This is a genomic window from Myxococcota bacterium (genome assembly GCA_035498015.1).
Taxonomy (GTDB): Bacteria; Myxococcota_A; UBA9160; order SZUA-336; family SZUA-336; genus VGRW01.
The window spans coordinates 16,826-36,141 of record DATKAO010000018.1; the positions used below are offsets into that span (position 1 = coordinate 16,826).

Here is a 19,316-nt window from a genome sequence, read left to right on the forward strand (position 1 = left end):
GCTTGCGCACCCAGCGAGGGGAGGGGTCATGTCCTTCGAGGTTCCAGAGCATGTGCGCGAGGTCCGCGACCGGGTCGCGCGCTTCGTCGAGGAGCGCTGCTACCCCGTCGAGCCCCTCGTCGAGGAGCGCGGCGGCGAGCAGGGCCGCGCGGTCATGCGCGACCTGATGAAGGCGGCCAAGGAAGAGGGCCTGTGGGCGCTCGGTCACCCGCGCGAGATCGGCGGCCACGGCATGCCCTTCCTCGACTACGTGTACGTGAACGAGGTGGTCGGCCGTTCGAGCGTGGCCATGGTCGCGCTCGGCACTCACTCGCTGCAGGACTCGCTCATGCTGCACGAGTTCGCTGACAGCGAGTGGCGCGACAAGTACCTGCGCCCGCTCGTCGACGGAGACGTGTTCCCGAGCTTCGCCATGACCGAGCCCGACGTCGCGAGCTCCGACCCCACGCAGCTCCAGACGCGTGCCGATCTCCAGGGCGACCACTGGGTGATCAACGGCCGCAAGTGGTTCACCAGCGGGGCGGACGTGGCGGCCTACACCACCGTCATGTGCCGCACCGAGCCCGACGCGCAGTCACACGACGCGTTCTCGATGATCATCGTGCCCACCGACACGCCCGGCTACAACATCGTGCGCGACGTGCGCGTCATGGGTCACTACGGCGGCCACTGCGAGGTGCAGTACGACAACGTGCGCGTGCCCCGCAAGAACCTGCTCGGCCCGCGCGGCGGCGGGTTCAAGATCGCCCAGCGCCGGCTCGGCCCGGGCCGCATCTTCCACTGCATGCGCTGGCTCGGCCAGGCGCAGCGCGCGTTCGACCTCTTGTGCGAGCGCGCGAACTCGCGTGTGGCCTTCGGCAAGACCCTCGGCCAGCACCAGCAGATCCAGAAGTTCGTGTTCGACAGCCTGTGCGAGATACAGGCAAGTCGCATGCTCACCCTGGCGGCCGCGCAGAAGATCGACCGCGGCGACGAGGCGCGGGTCGAGATCGGCATGATCAAGGTCTACGGCGCGCAAATGCTGCACAACGTGGTCGACCGCGCGATCCAGGTCTGGGGCGCGAAGGGCGTCACCGAGGACACCCCGCTCGAGCGCATGTACCGCCACGCCCGCTTCGCGCGCATCTACGACGGCCCGGACGAGGTGCACGTGACCACCACGGCCCGGCGGGTGCTCGCTTCCTACAAGATCGGGGACGGCTGGGACTTTGGGCAGCACTGAGCGCGGCCACCCGAATCCGCCTCCGCTCATTTTGTAAAACCACAGATTCTTGTTGACGCCGCCTTGGTCCGACCGGTATAACCCGCTCAGATCAGAACCGAAATTCGGGTTCGTGGCTTTTAGTTCAAAACTGCGGACCGAACAGTCCATCGACCGACCACCGCGCCTCACTCGAGCGCCTCACTCGAAGGAGACCCCATGGCCGCCCCCCAGCTCTCGACCCCCAGCGCCCCACTTCCGGAGCTCGTGTGGGTCCGCCCGCCGCAGCAGGCGCGGAGTCAGCTGACTCTCTCGCGCATCCTCGACGCGACGGAAGCGCTGCTGAACGAGAAGAGCTGGGAGGACGCGTCGGTCGCGGAAATCGCGCGCCGCGCGGGATCGTCGGTGGGCGCGTTCTACACGCGCTTCCCGGACAAGGACAGCCTGCTCGCGGCGCTGCACCAGCGCTTCGTGGAAGAGGCGTGGGCGACCGCGCAGGTGGCGCTCGACGACAAGCGCTGGGCAGGCGCGTCGATCTGCGAGATCGTGCGCGAGCTCGTCGCGTTCCAGGTGCGCGTGAACGACCAGCGCCGCGGCCAGCTGCGCGCCTTCGCGCTGCGCAGCATCAACGACCCGAGCTTCTACGCGCGCGCCGAGAGACTCTCGAAGCAGATGGAGGAGCTGTTCGTGAAGCTCGTGGTCGCACGGCGCCATGAGATCCTCCACCCGATCCCGGTGGTCGCCGCGGGCTTCGTGGGCCGCATGATCAACGCCATGCTCACCAGCCGCCTGCTCGACGCGAAGTTCGTGCCGCCTGGAATCTCGTTCGTCGACGAGCTCACCCACGCCGCGCTCGCCTATCTCGGGGTGTTTCCGGAAGACGCGATCGACGTCTTATAGACTTCGTTCGCCTGCGGCTCACTGCGCTCGGCTTGCGCCGCTTGCGGGCCTCGCTCAGGGCGGCCTTCGCTCGGCTGCGCGCAGGTTCTGAAGCTGCGTTGACCCCGTTCGAGTGCGCGGGGCAAGCTACGCGCCGATGGGATGGACGATGACGCCGGGTCCGCGCAGGACCGCCGCGATCGCACTCTGCGCCGCGGGGGTCGCCCTGTCCGGCTGTCGCCGAGCGGAGCCGACGACCCCGCCGCCGGTGGCTGCCTCGCCGGTGTCCCCGCCCGTCGACGGTCACATCGATCCCGGCCCGTATCGCACCGAGATCCAGGCCGCAGAGGCGATCCTCTACGCCAGCGATGCCCCGAGCGACGGCGCGTGGAAGGACCTGTCTCGCGCGCTGCTCGAGCTCCACAACGCGATCGTCTTCCGCGATACCTCGCCCGAGGCCCGAGAGACCAGCCGCAAGCTCTTCTTCCTGTCGGCCGATGTCGATTCGAGGAAGGCGCCCACCCAAGGCGGCGAGCCGCTCGCCGAGGTGCGCGCCTCGTGGGAAGAGATTCGCACCCGGCAGTTCATCCAGGCGGATTGGTTTCACACGGCGACGCCGTAGACGCCCCGCGGCCGCTGCGCGAGAATCCGCGCGCGGCGCGCTGCCCGCGGCGCTCGCGCGCCTCGGAGCGATGCAATGACTCAAGCGTTGGTCGATGAAGACGACCATCTGAATCCCGCCGACCTGCGCACGATCTGGCGCATCCTCACGCCCGAGGAGCGCGTCGAGGCGTTCCACTTGCTCGGCCGCGAGGACGCGGAGGAGTTCTTCCTCGGTCTCTCCGCGGCCGACCTGGCCATGCTGATGCGCGTGCTGCCGCGCAGCGAGCGCCGCTCCTGGATGCGCCTGCTCGCGCCCGACGACGCGGCCGACCTGGTGCAGCAGGTCCCCGACGAGGAGCGCAACGAGTTACTCGGCCTGCTCGATGACCCGACGCGCAAGGAGGTCACGGCGCTCCTGGCCTACAAGCAGGACGCCGCCGGCGGGCTGATGAACCCGCGCTACGCGCGCCTGCGCCCCGAGATGACGGTCGACGAGGCGATCGGCTACCTGCGCCGGCAGGCGCGCACGAACCTCGAGGTGATCTCCTACCTGTACGTGATCGACGACCAGCAGAAGCTGCTGGGCGTGGTGTCGTTCCGGGAGCTGTTCGGCTCGCCGCCCGAGCGCACGGTGCGCGAGGTCATGCGCAAAGACATCGTCATGGTGCGCGACGACCAGGACCAGGAGGAGGTCAGCAAGGTCTTCACCGAGAACGACCTGATCGCGATCCCCGTCGTCGACGCCGAGGGTCACATGAAGGGCATCGTGACCTTCGACGACATCGTCGGCGTCGTGCAGGAAGAAGCCACCGAGGACATCCAGAAACTCGGCGGCATGGAGGCCCTCGAGGCCCCGTATCTCGACATCGCCTTCGGCCGCATGTTCCGGCGCCGCGCGGGCTGGCTCTCGGCGCTGTTTCTCGGCGAGATGCTCACCGCCACCGCGATGGCGTTCTTCGAGGACGAGATCGCGCGCGCGGTCGTGCTGGCGCTGTTCGTGCCGCTGATCATCTCGAGCGGCGGCAACTCGGGCTCACAGGCCTCGACCCTGGTCGTGCGCGCCATGGCGCTGGGCGAAGTCACCCTGCGCGACTGGTGGCGCGTGGTGCGGCGCGAGTTCGCCTCGGGCCTGGCGCTGGGCTCGCTCCTGGGCACGATCGGCTTCTTCCGCATCGTGGTCTGGCAGATGGTCTCGCCGCTCTACGGCGAGCACTACCTGCGCGTGGCCTTCACGGTCGCGGGGAGCCTCGTGGGCGTGGTGCTGTTCGGCTCGCTCGCCGGCTCGCTCCTGCCGTTCCTGTTCCGCCGCCTGGGCGTCGACCCCGCGAGCGCCTCCGCGCCGTTCGTCGCCACGCTCGTCGACGTGAGCGGGCTCGTCATCTACTTCACGATCGCGAACCTGATTCTCGGTGGCACGCTGCTGTAGGTCAGGCCGAGCGAAGGCCGCCCTGAGCGAGGCCCGCAAGCGCCGGAGGCGCGCGCAGTGAGCCGCAGGCGAACGAAGTCAGAAGTTACTGGCGGCGGGGATGATCTCCTTGCCGAAGGTGACCAGCGGTGCGATGTCGTGGGCGTTGGGCAGGTTGAAGATCGCCTGGTCGATGCCCACGGCAGCGAGCTCGCGGCACACCTTGATCAGGTCGGCGGCCGACTGCTTGCCCGGCGCAAGCCAGGCGGTGCCCAGCGTCGTCTTCTCGATCGCGCCGAAGTCGCGCTTCTCGGTGTCACAGTGGCGGCGCAGCACGTCGAGCTTGCGGCCCAGGCCGTCGGGACCGAGGAACGCGAATAGGTTGCAGGCGTCGGCGTAGCGCGCGACCAGGCGCAGCGTCTTCTTCTCGCCCGCGCCGCCGATCAGGATCTTGGGCCGCGGGCGGGTGATGGGCGCCGGCACGCACAGTGTCTCGGCCAGCTTGTAGTGCTTGCCGTTGAACGGCGCGACCTTGCCCGACCACATCTGCAGGGCGATGCGCAGCGTTTCCTCGAGCCTCTCGAAGCGCTCGGCGAGCGGTGGGAAGGGCACGCCCAAACCCACGTGCTCGCGCTCGAACCAGGCCGCGCCGATGCCCAGGTACGCGCGGCCGCCCGACAGCACGTCGAGCGTGGTCACCGTCTTCAAGAGCACCCCCGGATGGCGGTAGGTGACTCCCGTGACCATGGTGCCGAGCTTGGGGCGGTGGGTGACTCCCGCGAGATAGGAGAGTGCCGCGTAGCCCTCGAGCATCTCCTGCTCGGCTGCGCCCACCATCGGGATCTGGAAGAAGTGGTCCATGACCCAGATGCTGGCGAAGCCCGCCTCCTCGGCGGCCTGAGCGATCTCGCGCAGCTTGGCGGACAGCCCGGCGGCGCCGCCCGGCCAGGTGAAGATCGGGATCTGCAATCCGATTCGCACGGTGACTCCTCCTAGGCCGCGTCGAGCGCGCGGCGGACCCAGCGGCGGTAGACCTCGAGCGGCTGGGCGCCGCTGATCGCGACGTCGTTGCCGACCATGCGCACGGCGGGCACGCCGCCGACGCCCAGCTCGATGGCCTGGTTGTGCTCTTTGGCGATCTGCTCCAACAGCTCGGGCGCCATGGCGCGCGAGAGCTCGGACTCGGGCAGCCCCACCTCGCGCCACAGCGCAGCCAGCGTCTGCGCGTTCGAGATGTCGCGGCTCTGCACGAAGTAGGCGTGCAGGAGCGCGTGGTGCATCAGATAGAAGGGCTCGGGGCCGAGCGAGGCAGCGGCCTTGGCCACCAGGTGCGCGGGCACGCTGTGAGACGGCGGGCCCTCGTCGCTCGCCCAGGTGTGGAACTCCGCGGTCGGCTCTTCCTGCGCGGCGCGCTGCCACAGCTCGGTGTAGCGGCGGAACTTCTCGAGGTCGCGGCCCGGCTCGGGCGCGGGCCGGAGCAAGAAGCTTCTCCACACGATCTCGAGCTCGGGACCGACCTCGGCCGCGACGCGCTCCAGCCGGATCGACGCCACGTTGCACCACGGACACAGATAGTCGGACCAGACCTCGAGCACGACGGCCAAGTTACTTCCCAGCGATGATCTCGCGCTCGCGCGCCCAGAACAGCGGCGAGTTCGCGAGGTCGATGAACTTGCGCTCGTCTTCCAAGAGGATGCGTCCCGCCTCGACGCCCGCGGGTGTGCCGAGGGCGGCCGCGATGTCCTCCTCGCTCTTCCACCACAGCTCGGCAACGCCGTCGTAGCCGGGCGGGCCGCCGCGCGTCGCTCGCAGCGCGTCGGCGGCGTCGCCGAGCAGTGTATGGGTCTGCACGTAGCGCTGGATGCGCAGCGCGGCCGCTTGCTTCCGAACGAGCGGCGCGTGTGTCTCGAACCAGTACTTCTGGAACGCCTCGCGCGACAGGTGGGGCAGCCGGCGCAGACAGAAGCTGAGCTTCACCATGGGCGCAGCGTATCACGCCCCGCGGGCCGGCTACTCCTTGGGCAGGAGCGGCTCGAAACGCTGCTTGTCGGTCGCCTTGGCGTAGGCGTCGTGCGGGTCGACCTTCTTGGCCTGGGCCAGCTCGAACAGCGCGTCGTCCATGAGCTGCATGCCGTCGGCCTTGCCCTGCTGGATGAACGAGCCGAGCATGCCCACGTTCGCCTCGCGGATGATGTTCGGCAGCGCCTTGGTCTTGAGCAGTATCTCGTTGGCGGCGACGCGGCCCTTGCCGTCGGCGGTCGGCAGCAAGAGCTGCGCGACCACGCCGCCGAGTGACTCGGCGAGCGACAGCCGCACCTGCGCCTGCTCGTCGGAGGGGAAGGTGTCGATGATGCGGTCGATCGTCTTGGGCGCGTTGTTCGTGTGCAGCGTGCCGAACACGAGCATGCCCATCTCGGCCGCGGTGAGCGCGAGCGAGATCGTCTCGTAGTCGCGCATCTCACCCACCAGCACCACGTCCGCGTCCTGGCGGATCGCGGCGCGCAGACCGGGGCCGAAGCCCCGGGTGTGCGAGCCGACCTCGCGGTGCGAGAGCACGCTCTTCTTGTTCTCGTGCACGAACTCGACCGGGTCCTCGAGCGTGAGGATGTGCTTGGCGTAGGTGCGGTTGATCTTGTCGATGATCGCCGCCAGCGTGGTCGACTTGCCCGAGCCGGTGGGGCCAGTCACCACGACCAGCCCCTTGCGCAGGTGCACCAGGCCCTCGATCGCCTTGGGCAGGTGCAGCTCCTCGAGCGGCACGATCTTCTCGGGGATCATGCGGAACACCGCGCCCGCGCCGTGCTCCTGCACGAAGAAGTTGGCGCGAAAGCGCGCGACGCCCTCGAGGCCGTAGGCGAAGTCGAGGTCGTGCTTCTCGTCGTAAGTCGTCCACTGGGACTGGGTCGCCATCTCGCGCAGCAGCTTGCGCAGGCCGGCGTCGTCGAGCCGCGACTGGCCTTCGACGGCCCGCAGCTCGCCGTTCACGCGGATGCGCGGCTCGAGACCCGCCGCGAGATGCAGGTCGGAGCCTTTGTGCTGTTTCAGGTAGCGGAGGAGCTCGTCGATCTGCGCCACGTCGTCTCTCCGCTCACTTCCCGCCCGGGATCAGCTTCGGATCCTCGGCGTGGAGCAGTGCCTCGTCGCGCTTCACGCTGCCGGCCTTGACCAGCTGGGCCAGCGACGCGTCGAGCAGACACATTCCCGACGCGGCGCCGGTCTGCATGGTCGAGCGGATCTGGACCGTCTTCTCCTCGCGGATCAGGTTGCCGACCGGCCGGTTCACGACCAGGATCTCGACCGCCGGCACCATGCCGCGCGCGTCGGCGCGCGGCAGGAGCCGCTGCGAGATGACCGCGCGCAGTGACTCGGAGAGCATCGCGCGCACCTGGTCCTGCTGCTCGGGCGGGAACGAGCCGATGATGCGGTTCACCGTGCGCACCGCGTTGTCGGTGTGCAGCGTGGCCAGCACGAAGTGACCCGTCTCGGCGGCGGTCATGGCCAGCGAGATCGTCTCGCGGTCGCGCAGCTCGCCGATCACGATCACGTCCGGGTCCTCGCGCAGGGCCGCGCGCAGCGCGCGCGCGAACGATTCGGTGTGGCGCTTCACGTTGCGCTGGTTGACCACGCAGCGCTTCGACGGATGCAGATACTCGATCGGATCCTCGATCGTGAGGATGTGCTCGGCGCGCTCCTCGTTGATCAGGTTCACCAGCGCCGCCATGGTCGACGACTTGCCGCAGGCCGACGGGCCGGTGATCAGCACCATGCCCTGGTGGAAGTTGGTGAACTTCGCGAGGGCGCTGGGCAGGTTCAGGTCGTCGAGCGTGGGCGGCTGGAGCGAGATGCGCCGGAAGCTCGCGTCGAGCCCGCGCAGCTGCTTGTACACGTTGGCGCGGAAGCGCGCGAGACCCTTCACCGTGTGACAGAAGTCGAGCTCGCCGTGGGTCTCGAGCGCCGCGCGGTCCTCGTCGGACAGCACGGACAGGATGAGCTTCTCGGCGATCGGCGGTGACAGCTTGGAGTCGGGCACCTCGACCAGTGACCCGCGCACGCGCAGGCGCACGTTCGAGCCGCTGTGCAGGTGCACGTCGCTCGCGCCCTGGCCGGCAGCGTCGACCAGCAGCGCGTCGAGGCCCTTGTCGAGCGGGATGCGCGAGGCCGCGCTGGCCGCGCTGCCCACGACCGGGCGCGCCTTGGGCGCAGTCGCGGGCGCGGCCTTCGGCGTGGGACGCGCCTCGCGCGCCAGCGACGCCGCCGCGGGTGAGTCGGTCTCGGAGCCGAGCTCGGGCGCCGGCTTCGCGATCGCCGGAGTGACTGGCGCATCGCCCTTCTTCTCGCGGGCACGCGCGATCACGCTCTTCTGCAGCTCGACGGCCTTCGCGAGGTTGTCCTTGGAGAGGAATCCCATCGCGATCAGGACCTCGCCCAGGTTCTTGCCCCCGCCGATGCGCGCCTGCTCGCGCGTGGCCTGCGCGAGCTGCTCCATGGTGATCAGCTTCGCCGCGACGGCCACCCGCCCGAGCAGCGCATCGGCGGGTGTGGCGGGCGGGGGGTTCTGCGGCGTCGACATCGGCCCCCGCGCTATCGGCAGGCGCGGTGGGGCCGTTGAGCTCGCGACCGGCAACTCATGTGCAACTTCGAAGCGATTGTTCGCAGGTGCCGCGATCGCGTACCCTGTGGCCATGGTGCGCGCGAGTGTCTCGTGTGTCGTGTGGCTGCTCCTCACCTCGCTCTGCCAGGCCGAGGGCCTGTCCGGGACTTACCAAGGCTCGGGCACCTGCCGCGGCGCGAACGGGGTCATGGCGCAGCCCTCGACGCTGGTGGTGTCCGAGACCGGCCCGGGTGCGTTTCGCGCCGAGCTCGGCGGCGTGGCCTACACGGGCCGGGTCGATGCCTCGGGCTCCGGATTCCTGAAGCGCCGCGGCGCGCTGGACCCCGGCTACGGGAACGGCCACGGGGCGCTGCTCGACCTGCGCCTGGCGCCGGGCGGGGCGCTCAGCGTCTCGGGCGAATTCCCGGGCGCGGGCACCTGCACGGGGACCTGGACGCGCGTCGCCGAGTGACTCGCCGGCCGGCTGCGCCGGAGCGCGCCCGCTACTCTCCCTCGAGTGAAGCAGGTCGTGGTCGTCGGCGGAGGTTTTGCCGGCCTGGCCGCCGCGCGCGGGCTGGCGCGCGAGCCCGGTGTGCAGGTCACGTTGATCGACCGCCGCAATCACCACCTGTTTCAGCCGCTCTTGTACCAGGTCGCTACCGCCGGGCTGTCGCCGGCCGACATCGCCGTCCCGATTCGCGGGCTCTTGTCGCGCCAGGCGAACGCGCGCGTGCTGCGCGCGGAGGTGCGCGACGTGGATCTGGTGGCGCGCGAGGTGAAGACCGAGGCCGGCTCATTCCCTTACGACTATCTCGTGCTCGCGTGCGGCTCGCGCCATTCGTACTTCGGTCACGAGGAGTGGGAGGCGTTCGCGCCCGGCCTGAAGACCATCGAGCAGGCGACCGAGATCCGCCGCCGCGTGCTCGACGCCTTCGAAGACGCCGAGAAGGAGACCGACGCGCGCCGGCAGCGCGCGGCGCTCACCTTCGTGATCGTCGGCGGCGGCCCGACCGGCGTGGAGCTGGCGGGCGCGATCGGTGAGATGAGCCGCTTCACGCTGGCGCGTGACTTCCGCCGCATCGATCCCAAGCTCGCGCGCATCGTGCTGGTCGAGGCGGCAGCGCGCATCCTGCCCGCGCTCGCGCCCGCGCTCGCGAGCCGCGCCGTCCGCGACCTCGAGTCACTCGGCGTACAGGTGTGGACCCACAGCGCGGTCACGCGCGTCGACGCGCAGGGCGTCGAGATCGGCGCGGAGCGCATCGAAGCCCACACCGTGCTGTGGGCCGCGGGCGTGCGCTCCGACGAGCTCAGCCGGCGCCTGGGAGTCACGCTCGGTCCCGGTGGGCGCGTGCCGGTGGGCAGCGACCTCTCACTGGCCGATCACCCCGAGGTCTTCGTCGCCGGCGATCAGGCCCAGGTGCGCGATGCCGGAGGGCACGACCTGCCGGCGCTCGCGCCCGTCGCGCTCCAAGAGGGCCGCTTCATCGCGCGCCAGATCCGCGCCTCGCTGGCCGCGCTGCCGCGCGCGTCGTTCCACTACGTCGACCGCGGCACGCTCGCGACCATCGGCCGCAGCCGCGCGGTGGGCCAGATTCGCGGCTGGCAGGTGCACGGCAGCTTCGCCTGGCTGGTCTGGCTGTTCGTCCACATCTACTACCTGGTGGGCTTCCGCAACCGGGCGCTGGTCGTGTTCCAGTGGGCCTGGTCGTACTTCCGTTTCCGCCGGGGCGCGCGCTTGATCGTGGAGAAGGAGTGGCGCTTCTACGGCTGACGCAGCGCGGCGCCGAGTCGCTCGGCGAACTCTTTGGCCGGGTCCGCTTCATGAGTCATCACCGCCACGCCATCGGCCAGTCCCGAGCGCGCGAGCCGGCGCACGAGCTCGCCGAACCAGTCCCAGCCGAAGTCCGCGCCGCGCTCTTCGAGGCCGCGCAGCAAGGCCTCCGGCAGGGGCACGCCGAGCCGCTCGCCGAGCCGCTCGGCGGCAGCCAGGGAAGTGAGTGGGATCAGCATGGGCACGATCGCGACCGCGGGCGCCCGGGCGCGGATCGCCTCGGCCAGCGGAGCGAGCGCCGCGAGCTCGAAGACCGGCTGTGTCTGCACGAAGCCGGCCCCGGCCGCGAGCTTGGGCCAGAGCAGCGCCAGCGCGCGCTCGCGCGGGCCGTAGGGGTCGGCAGTGACTCCCACGCGCGCCCCCGGCATCGCGGCGCGAGTTCGCGCGACCAACGACGCCAGCGTGGGCGGCGGCACCGGCTCGGGCGGCCCCGCCTCACCGCGCACCACGAGTGCGGCGCGCAGGCCCGCCACGGCCGCGCGCGCGATCTCGCGCTCGAGCTCGGCTTCGCTGCGGCCGCGACTCACCAGGTGCCACACCGCGGGAGTGCCGTGGCGTTCGAGCTCGAGCGCCGCGTCGAGGCTCGGCTGGCGGTCGGGGCGTTGGATCACGTGGACCGGGCGGGCCAGGTCGCCGAGCAGGCCGGCCCGGCGCAGCAGGATCTCGGGCCGCGACTGGCGCGGTGGTGTGATCTCGAGCGCGACACCGAGCCGTGTCATGGCTCGGCCAGGCCTGCGACGAGCGCGCTGCGGAAGGCGCGCAGGGTCTCGGAGCGCCAGGCGCCCGCCGGCTCCTCGAGCCAGACGGCGTCGCGCAGCTCGGGGCGGCCGCTGCGTGCCGCGTGGAGCTGCCCCGCGCGCAGCAGCGGCTCCGCCAGCTCGCGCGGCACGACCGCCGCGCCCGCGCCCGCCAGCACGAGCTCGAGCGCCATGTCGGTGCTGGCCGCGAACACGCGCACGTCGGGCGCGAGCCGGCGGCGCGGGAAGTGGTGGCGCAGCCAGCGGCGCACCAGCGTGCTGGACTGGTAGTAGTCGACGAAGGGTTGCGCGCCGAGTGACTCGACCAGCGCCCGCCCGCGGGCGAAAGGTCGCGCCGCCACCAGCAGCAGCTCCTGGCGGAAGAGCAGGGTGGAGCGCACGCGCGCCAGCGGCGAGTGACTTGCCTCGAGCGCGAGCGCGAAGTCGAGCCGGTTCGCCGCCAGCGCCTCGCGCAGCTCGCCGTGTGCGCCGTAGAGCAGCTTCACCTGCAGCTTGGGGTGACTCGCGGTGAAGCCCGCCAGGAAGCCCGCCACCCGCGCGCGCGACGCGCCGAGATAGAGCCCCAGCCGCACCTGGCCACGCACCTCGCGCTCGGCGTTCACCACCAGCTCGAGCGCCGCGGCCAGCTCCTCGTGCAGGCGGCCGAAGCGGCGCGCCAGGGTGCGGCCCTCGCGCGTGGGCACGAGCCGCCGGCCGACCCGGTCGAAGAGCTGCACGCCCAGCGACCCTTCGAGGCCCGACACGCTCTGGCTCACGGCCGAGCGCGTGAGCCCCAGCGCCGCCGCCGCGGGGCTGATCCCGCCGCGCTCCGCCACGGCCAGGAAGGTGCGCAGCTTGTTGAGGTCGACATTGTTCAGCGCCACTGAACGATTCCGCCAGGACATTTAACGCGGCTAATCTAGCAGAGGCCGGTTAGGATCTGCGCCATGGCCCTGCTCGAGTTCAACGGAGCGCGTCTCTGGCCGCGGCTCGGCTGCGGCGCGGAGGAGCGCGCCCGCCCGCAGGCCGTCGACCTCGACGTGGCGGTGCGCTTCGCCGAGCCGCCGCCGGCGTGCGAGAGCGACAAGCTCGGCGACACGGTCTGTTACGCCGACCTGATCGAAGCGGCGCGCGCGGCGGTCGCGGGCCGGGAGTTCCACCTGGTCGAGCGGCTTGCGCACGAGCTCTACGCCGCGCTGCGTCCGCTCGTGCCGCCCGGCGCCGAGCTCTGGCTGCGCGTGACCAAGCTCCACCCGCCCGTGGCCGATCTCGCCGGCGGTGTCGCTTTCTCACTCGGCGATTTCGAGAGGTCGTCCGGCTAGAATCGCGCGATGGCGCGATACGACTTCGACCTGTTCGTGATCGGCGCGGGCTCGGGCGGCGTGCGCGCGAGCCGCATGTCCGCGAGCTTCGGCGCGCGCGTGGCGGTCGCCGAGGAACGCTACCTGGGCGGCACCTGCGTGAACGTGGGCTGCATCCCGAAGAAGCTGCTCACCTATGCGGCTCACTACGCCGACGACTTCGAGGACGCGCGCGCCTACGGCTGGACGCTCGGCGAGCCGGCGTTCGACTGGGCGACGCTCGTCGCGAACAAGGACCGCGAGATCGCACGACTCAATTCGGTGTACGGCAAGCTCTTGGCCGACGCCGGCGTGAAGGTGATCGACGCGCGCGCGCGCATCGTCGACGCGCACACGGTCGAGGCGGCGGGCAGGACCTACACGGCCGAGCACCTGCTGGTCGCGACGGGCGGCTGGCCCCGCCGGCCCGACCTGCCGGGCATCGAACACGCGATCAGCTCCAACGAGGCCTTCCACCTGAAGGAGCTGCCGCGCAGCGTGCTGGTCGTGGGCGGCGGCTACATCGCGGTCGAGTTCGCGGGCATCTTCCACGGGCTGGGCGCGCGAGTCACCCAGGTGCACCGGGGCGAGCTCTTCCTGCGTGGCTTCGACGACGACGTGCGCCACGCGCTGCGCAGCGAGATGGAGAAGCGCGGCATCGAGCTGCGCTTCGGCATGAAGCTCGGCTGCATCGAGCGCGCCGGCGCCGGCCTGCGCACCGTGTTCGCCGACGGCAGCGCGCTCGAGACCGACCAGGTGCTGGTGGCGATCGGGCGCGACCCGAACGTGGCGGGGCTCGGGCTCGAGGCGCTGGGCGTGGCACTCACTCCGACCGGCGCCGTGGCGGTCGACGACTTCTCGCGCACGAGCGCCCCGAGCGTGTGCGCGATCGGCGACGTGACCGACCGGCTGAACCTCACGCCCGTGGCGATCCACGAGGCGATGGCCTACGCGCGCACGGTGTTCGGCAAGACGCCGACGCCAATCGATCACCGCGACGTGCCCAGCGCCGTGTTCAGCCAGCCGCAGCTCGGCGCGGTGGGACTCACCGAGGCAGCGGCGCGCGAGAGTCACGGCGAGCTCGACGTATATCTCAGCTCGTTCAAGCCGCTGCGCCACACGCTCACCGGCCGCGACGAGAAGACGCTGATGAAGCTCGTGGTCGAGCGCGCCGGCCAGCGGGTGGTGGGCGCGCACATGGTCGGCCCCGACGCCGGCGAGATCATCCAGGGCATCGCGATCGCCGTGAAGCTGGGCGCGACCAAGGCGCAGTTCGACGCCACCGTCGGCATCCATCCCACCGCGGCGGAAGAGTTCGTGACGATGCGGACGCCGGTGGCGCGCAGCTGAGTCAGCGTCGCCGATCGGATCGTGCTGATCAGGATGAGGGCCGCCACGACGAGCGCGATCGCCGGGTCGAAGGCGCAGATGGGAACGAGCCCCAGTGAGTTGAACAGGTTGGCCCAGCGCAAGAATCCGCCGGAGAGTCCCGTGCGAAGCGTGTGGGCGAGGACGAGAAGAGCGAGGGCGACCTCGATCACGAGCACGCCGCCGTTCGGGAAGAATGCACCAGCCAGCGGTTTCCGACGGTGTGCCAGGGCCCTCGGCGAACGATGCCTCCGTTGGCTTCACGAGTCAACGTGAGACACGCTGTTTCCCCGCGATCGTTTGACACCCCCCTGGGCCTCCGATAGGTTCGCGCGGATGCGGGAGTTTTTCTCCGCGCCCGTGAAACGAACTGCGCTCGCCGCCGCGTTGGCGCTCGCAACGCACGCGCTTCTCCCGTATCTGCACGTGCACCCCAACCCATGCAGTCCTGGCCAGTGCGCCTCCGAGGCGAGAGCCGGTCAGCCGGCATCGTCCGGCGCGGGGAGCTCGAGCTCTCCCGACGACTGCCCCGTGTGCAGCGCGCTCGCGCACGGCGGCGCCCGCGCCATCAACGCCCAGGCACCGCATCTGCTCGACTTGGTCGAGCTCTGGCTGGCGAACTCGCCGCCCGCCGCAGAAATCCTCGCGCCGACCAGCGACGTCGAAGTCGCTTGCGCGCGCGCGCCTCCTGCGCTCCCTCGCTCCGCCTAGAGAAATCGTCAGCTACTGATCGATTCTCGGCAGAGTGCGCGATGACGCCGAGGGGTGTCGTTCGCAGCTGACCGCCTGCCGGCCGTCGATCCAGGCGATCCGCCACGCCTGCGCAGTCACTGCGCCTCAGGAGTGGCCGTGACCGGCCAGGTGCGCGCGCGTCGCGGGTGTCGGCCGGAGAGAGGGACGACCATGAGAGGAATCACCATCGCGCTCATCTGCGCGCTGCAGCTCTGCAGCGCCGCGATTGCTTCGGCAGATCCCGCAACGCCAGCCGGCAAGGTCGTGGGGCGGATCAAGGACGCGCTCGACCGGCCGCTCGGAGGCGTCGAGCTCAAGCTCCAGGCACCGGACGGAAGCACCGTCGCCACGACCACGAGCGCACCGGACGGCCGCTTCGAGTTCGGGAACGTCGCGTCGGGCACGTACTCGCTCAGCGCCGCAAAGCAGGAGTTCGAGACCGCGACCGCCATCGTGAGCGTGAGCGGCGGAGAGACCGCTTCGGCGCAGCTCGTTCTGGCGTCGAAGACCGCGCTCGAGCTGGGAGTCGTCGCCCAGAAGCTCGACGTCGCGCGGAACTCGATCACTCCGAGCACCGGGAGCAGCGTCTACAACATCACCGAGAAGGCGATCGAGGCGCAGCCGCAGGGCGACAACTCCTCGTTCAACGAGGTCTTGCTGCGCGCGCCCGGGGTCGCGAATGACTCGTTCGGTCAGATTCACGTCCGCGGCGACCACGCGAACCTGCAATACCGCATCAACGGCGTCCAACTGCCGGAGGGCATCAGCGGCTTCGGGCAGTCACTCGACCCCCGCTACGTCGACGGCCTGCGCCTGATCGACGGCGCGCTTCCGGCGCAATACGGCTTCCGGACCGCTGGTGTGATCGAGATCGACACCAAGAACGGGGCCTACGAGCCCGGTGGCAGCGTCTCGATGTACGGCGGCAGCCACGGCACCATCGAGCCCAGCTTCGAGTACGGGGGCGCGAGCGACACGCTCAGCTACTTCGTGACCGGCAACTATCTCTACAACAACCTCGGCGTCGAGTCTCCCACGGGCACGATCAATCCCATTCACGACCGCTCGAATCAAGCGAAGGGCTTCGCCTACCTCTCGGGACTGCTCGATCCGACCACGCGCGTGAGTCTCATCACGGGCAACTTCGTCGGCAAGTTCGACATCCCGAACAACCCCGGCCAGATCCCCGGCTTCACCCTCAACGGCGTGCCTACCTTCTCTTCGCGCGACCTCGATGAGAATCAGTCTGAATGGAACCACTACGGAATCCTCTCGCTGCAGAAGTCGACGGAGTCGGTCGACTATCAGCTGTCGGCGTTCACGCGCTTCAGCCAGACGCTCTTCCGACCCGACCTCGCGGGTGATCTGATCTTCAACGGAGTCGCGAGCCGGGACCTCCGAAACAGCTGGGCGAACGGCCTGCAGGGCGATGCCAGCTACAGGCTCAATGACTCGCACACAGTTCGCTTCGGCCTTCTCTTTCAGGAAGAGAAGATCACCAGCGACAACGACGTGACCGTGTTCCCGGTCGATGCGGGCGGCGCACAGACCAGCGACGTCCCCTTCACGATCACCGACAACAGCAACAAGCTCGGATACCAGTATGGCGCGTACTTGCAGGACGAGTGGCGACTCACGAAAGAGCTCACCTTCAACTACGGTCTGCGCTACGACCGCGTAGCGGCGTTCGTCCGGGGCGGGCAGGTGAGCCCGCGCATCAACATGGTCTACGCCACGCCGGAGGGGACGACGCTCCACGTCGGCTGGTCGCGCTACTTCACGCCGCCGCCACTGGAGCTCGTCGCGCCGACGTCGGTTGCGGCGTTCAATGGAACGACGAACGAGTCGGCGATCCAGGCCGACTCACCCGTGAAGCCCGAGCGGACGGACTACTTCGACGCAGGGATCACGCAGGTGATCTTCCCCGGATTTCAGGTGGGGGTCGACGGGTACTACAAGAACGTCCGGAACCTGATCGACGAGGGACAGTTTGGCGCCGCGCTGATCCTCTCGCCCTTCAACTACAAGCGGGGCTACGTTTATGGCACCGAGCTCACGGCCTCGTACCAGATCGAGAACTTCACGGCGTTCGCCAACGTGGCCTACTCGGTGGCGCGCGCGAAACAGGTGGTGTCGAGCGAGTTCGAGTTCGACCCGGACGAGCTGAACTTTATCGCCCAGCACTTCGTCTATCTGGACCACGACCAGCGCTACACCACGTCGTTCGGGGTTTCATATCTGTGGAGAGATACCCGGTTCACGGTGGATTGCCTGACGAGCAGTGGTCTGCGTCGCGGCTTCGCGAACACGGAGAAGCTTCCCGCCTACGAGCCCGTGAACATCGGCATCTCGCACGTCTTTCGCGTCGGCTCATTCGGCACTCTCACCGTGCGTGGCGACATCATCAACCTGTTCGACGAAGGCTACGAGATCCGCGACGGCAGCGGGATCGGGGTCGGCGCGCCGCAGTTCGGACAACGCCGCTCGTATTACGCCGGTATCTCGAAGAGTTTCTGAGATGACATCGAACCTGACGGAGACACTGGCTGCGCTGCGCATCGGGGGCGCCGTCATCTACCCGCTCCTGGCGCTGGCGGTGCTCGCCGGGGTGATCGCGCTCGACAAGTGCTGGGTGTACCTGCGCTGGACGCGTCTGCCGGCGCAGATCACCGATACCCTCGAAGAGTTCGGCTTCGACTGGAGCGGGCTCGAGAAGCAGCTCGCGAACGTCGATGGCCGGAACTACCTGGCGCGCTTCCTGGGTGTGATCGCGGAGAACCGTGAGCACCCCGCATGGTGGGTCGAGTCACGCGCCGCCGACGAGGCCAGCATGATCGAGCGCGCGCTCGCGCGCGGTCTCTGGGTGCTGGAGACGATCGTGACTGCTGCGCCGCTGCTCGGGCTGCTCGGCACCATCACCGGCATGATCCGCTCCTTCCACCTGTTCGGAGACCAGAGCCTGGTGGACCCGCGTGGCGTGACCGGCGGAGTCGCCGAAGCGCTGATCGCGACGGCGGTAGGGCTCTTGATCGCGCTCGCCGCCCTCTTCGCGTTCAATCTGCTGTCGAACTGGCAGACGGCCTTCATGGACCAGATGGAGCGGCTCGGTACGCGGCTGGTCGACCACATCCGGCTCGACGAGGAGAAGTCCGATGCGGCTCCGTAGACAGCGGCGCGCACGGCGCGGGCGCATCGAGATCATCCCGATGATCGACGTGATGTTCTTCTTGCTCGCCACGTTCATGCTCGCCTCGCTCGCGCTGCAGAACCTGCACTCCCTGCGCGTCGACCTGCCGCAGGGTAGAGCGGATCCGCTGCAGGCGCACTCGCCACTCACCCTGGGCGTGACGCGCGACGGGACGATCTACGTGAACGAGGTCGCGCTCACGCTGGACGATCTTGCTCCGGCGCTGCGGGCGATGCTCCACGGCGCCGATGACATCGTGGTCTCGGCCGACGCGGCCGCACCGGAGGGAGTCGTCGTGCAGGCGATGCTACGCGCGCGCGACGCTGGCGCGCAACACTTTCTGATCGCGGTCAGACGCGACTGACACCGAACGGTGTTGGACGATGGATAGCTCCTGGCAGCGACTGCCGTTCACGCTCCCGGGCGCGATCGTCCTCACCTCGACCTTGATGCTCGGCTTCCTGCGCCTCATGTCTCTCGGGGCGGCGGTGACCGCGCCGCCCGCGCCGCTGGACGCCCGCTTCGTCGAGATCGGACCTCCGGAAGCCTCGGCGGCCGCGGCAGCACCTGCCGCCCCACCCGACGTCGCACCGCGCAGGAAGGTGCCTGCCGAGTCGAGGCCGCGGCCGAAGCCCGAGGCTGCGCAGCGGCCGGCGCCAGCCTCTGCAGCGCCGGAGACGGCGGGGCCAGCGGCCGCCGAATCGGGCGCCGAGACCTCGGCGAGTGCCGCTCGCAGCCAGCCGAGCGAGGCGCACGGCGGCGCTCCCGGGGGGAGCATGAGCGCACGCGCACTCTACAAGCCGCTGCCCGAGATTCCCGAACGGCTGCGACGCCATGACGTGGAGCTCGTCGCGGTCGCACGCTTCCTGGTCGCGGCGGATGGCACCGCGCAGGTGGAGCTGATCGAGCCCACCAGCGAGCCGAGTCTGAATCAGAGCTTGTTGGTCACGCTTCGCACCTGGCGCTTCTTTCCAGCGCTCGAGCAGGGCCGGCCCGTCGCGTCCACGATCGATCTCCGGATCCCGATCTCGGTGCGCTGACCGCAAAGACCCAGGCGTGAGTCATGAGTAGCTTGTTAGCTGCGCCGGGTCACTGCACGCGACTACACAATTGTGTGACGGACCACGGCGCGGACCCGAAGCGCGTTGACACCGATGGGGGCCTCCGATAGTTTGCGCGGCGATGGGGACTCTCGCTCGCGAGGCGCTTCGCCGGGCAACGCTGCTCGGCTTGCTCGCGCTCGCGTCCGCGACGGTGTTGCCGTCCGTGCACGCGATCGTCGGCGGCTGCGCTCACGCCGTGTCGGCTTGCGACGCCTCCGACCATCAGGAGAGCGCGAGAGATGGCGCTGCTGGCTCGACGAGTCATAGGAGTCACTGCGGCATCTGTGGCGCGTTCGCACACGGCAAGGGCCGGAGCCTCGCATTGGGTCCCGCCCCGTC

19 protein-coding genes are annotated in these 19,316 nt (G+C 69.7%); 12 read left to right on the forward strand and 7 right to left on the reverse strand.

The window, feature by feature from the left end; translation table 11 throughout:
• Positions 1 to 28 precede the first annotated feature (28 nt).
• The 4 genes from VMR86_01385 to mgtE all read left to right on the forward strand — a co-directional run bounded on the left by VMR86_01385 (position 29) and on the right by mgtE (position 4,109).
• Positions 29 to 1,222, forward strand: coding sequence for an acyl-CoA dehydrogenase family protein (locus VMR86_01385; GenBank protein ID HTO05681.1), 1,194 nt, complete (start codon positions 29 to 31; stop codon positions 1,220 to 1,222).
• A gap of 198 nt (positions 1,223 to 1,420) precedes the next feature.
• Complete coding sequence (locus tag VMR86_01390; protein ID HTO05682.1) at positions 1,421 to 2,101, forward strand: TetR/AcrR family transcriptional regulator; 681 nt, start codon at positions 1,421 to 1,423, stop codon at positions 2,099 to 2,101.
• A 262-nt stretch (positions 2,102 to 2,363) separates the two neighbouring features.
• Positions 2,364 to 2,702, forward strand: coding sequence for a hypothetical protein (locus tag VMR86_01395; protein HTO05683.1), 339 nt, complete (start codon positions 2,364 to 2,366; stop codon positions 2,700 to 2,702).
• Between the two features lie 75 nt (positions 2,703 to 2,777).
• Positions 2,778 to 4,109: a magnesium transporter gene (gene mgtE / locus VMR86_01400; GenBank protein ID HTO05684.1), complete on the forward strand. Its 1,332-nt coding sequence runs from the start codon at positions 2,778 to 2,780 to the stop codon at positions 4,107 to 4,109.
• 78 nt (positions 4,110 to 4,187) lie between these two features.
• On the opposite strand, the gene VMR86_01405 is transcribed toward mgtE, so the two are convergent.
• The 5 genes from VMR86_01405 to VMR86_01425 are packed head-to-tail and all read right to left on the reverse strand — an operon-like array spanning position 4,188 to position 8,658.
• Positions 4,188 to 5,069, reverse strand: a complete 882-nt coding sequence (locus VMR86_01405) for an LLM class F420-dependent oxidoreductase (protein HTO05685.1) — start codon at positions 5,067 to 5,069, stop codon at positions 4,188 to 4,190.
• 11 nt (positions 5,070 to 5,080) lie between these two features.
• A complete protein-coding gene (locus tag VMR86_01410; protein ID HTO05686.1) occupies positions 5,081 to 5,683 on the reverse strand; it encodes a DsbA family protein in 603 nt (200 codons plus the stop codon).
• A 10-nt stretch (positions 5,684 to 5,693) separates the two neighbouring features.
• Entirely contained in the window at positions 5,694 to 6,068 is a 375-nt protein-coding gene (locus VMR86_01415; protein HTO05687.1) for an EthD domain-containing protein, read from the reverse strand.
• A gap of 30 nt (positions 6,069 to 6,098) precedes the next feature.
• Positions 6,099 to 7,163 (reverse strand): type IV pilus twitching motility protein PilT, encoded by a 1,065-nt coding sequence (locus VMR86_01420; protein HTO05688.1) that lies wholly within the window; start codon positions 7,161 to 7,163, stop codon positions 6,099 to 6,101.
• Positions 7,164 to 7,176: 13 nt separating this feature from the next.
• Positions 7,177 to 8,658, reverse strand: coding sequence for a type IV pilus twitching motility protein PilT (locus VMR86_01425; GenBank protein ID HTO05689.1), 1,482 nt, complete (start codon positions 8,656 to 8,658; stop codon positions 7,177 to 7,179).
• 112 nt (positions 8,659 to 8,770) lie between these two features.
• On the opposite strand from VMR86_01425, the gene VMR86_01430 reads away from it, so the two are divergent.
• On the forward strand, positions 8,771 to 9,151 hold the full coding sequence (locus tag VMR86_01430) for a hypothetical protein (protein HTO05690.1): 381 nt from the start codon (positions 8,771 to 8,773) through the stop codon (positions 9,149 to 9,151).
• A 45-nt stretch (positions 9,152 to 9,196) separates the two neighbouring features.
• Positions 9,197 to 10,450: an NAD(P)/FAD-dependent oxidoreductase gene (locus VMR86_01435; protein HTO05691.1), complete on the forward strand. Its 1,254-nt coding sequence runs from the start codon at positions 9,197 to 9,199 to the stop codon at positions 10,448 to 10,450.
• Here the strand turns inward: VMR86_01435 and VMR86_01440 are convergent.
• Both VMR86_01440 and VMR86_01445 read right to left on the reverse strand, forming a co-directional pair.
• Entirely contained in the window at positions 10,441 to 11,229 is a 789-nt protein-coding gene (locus tag VMR86_01440) for a methylenetetrahydrofolate reductase (GenBank protein ID HTO05692.1), read from the reverse strand. The genes VMR86_01435 and VMR86_01440 overlap by 10 nt on opposite strands.
• The gene (locus tag VMR86_01445) at positions 11,226 to 12,131 is read right to left on the reverse strand and encodes a LysR family transcriptional regulator (protein HTO05693.1); all 906 of its coding nucleotides are present in this window, start codon (positions 12,129 to 12,131) and stop codon (positions 11,226 to 11,228) included. Before VMR86_01445 ends, VMR86_01440 begins: the two co-directional genes overlap by 4 nt.
• Before the next feature lie 63 nt (positions 12,132 to 12,194).
• On the opposite strand from VMR86_01445, the gene VMR86_01450 reads away from it, so the two are divergent.
• From VMR86_01450 to VMR86_01475, 6 genes are all read left to right on the forward strand, one after another.
• A complete protein-coding gene (locus VMR86_01450) occupies positions 12,195 to 12,569 on the forward strand; it encodes a dihydroneopterin aldolase (GenBank protein HTO05694.1) in 375 nt (124 codons plus the stop codon).
• A 9-nt stretch (positions 12,570 to 12,578) separates the two neighbouring features.
• Positions 12,579 to 13,937, forward strand: a complete 1,359-nt coding sequence (gene gor, locus VMR86_01455; protein ID HTO05695.1) for a glutathione-disulfide reductase — start codon at positions 12,579 to 12,581, stop codon at positions 13,935 to 13,937.
• A 921-nt stretch (positions 13,938 to 14,858) separates the two neighbouring features.
• On the forward strand, positions 14,859 to 17,204 hold the full coding sequence (locus VMR86_01460; protein HTO05696.1) for a TonB-dependent receptor: 2,346 nt from the start codon (positions 14,859 to 14,861) through the stop codon (positions 17,202 to 17,204).
• A gap of 1 nt (position 17,205) precedes the next feature.
• The gene (locus VMR86_01465; GenBank protein ID HTO05697.1) at positions 17,206 to 17,853 is read left to right on the forward strand and encodes a MotA/TolQ/ExbB proton channel family protein; all 648 of its coding nucleotides are present in this window, start codon (positions 17,206 to 17,208) and stop codon (positions 17,851 to 17,853) included.
• Complete coding sequence (locus VMR86_01470) at positions 17,840 to 18,238, forward strand: biopolymer transporter ExbD (protein ID HTO05698.1); 399 nt, start codon at positions 17,840 to 17,842, stop codon at positions 18,236 to 18,238. The genes VMR86_01465 and VMR86_01470 overlap by 14 nt, the downstream gene beginning before the upstream one ends.
• Positions 18,239 to 18,323: 85 nt before the next feature.
• Positions 18,324 to 18,914, forward strand: coding sequence for an energy transducer TonB (locus VMR86_01475; GenBank protein HTO05699.1), 591 nt, complete (start codon positions 18,324 to 18,326; stop codon positions 18,912 to 18,914).
• Positions 18,915 to 19,316 lie beyond the last annotated feature (402 nt).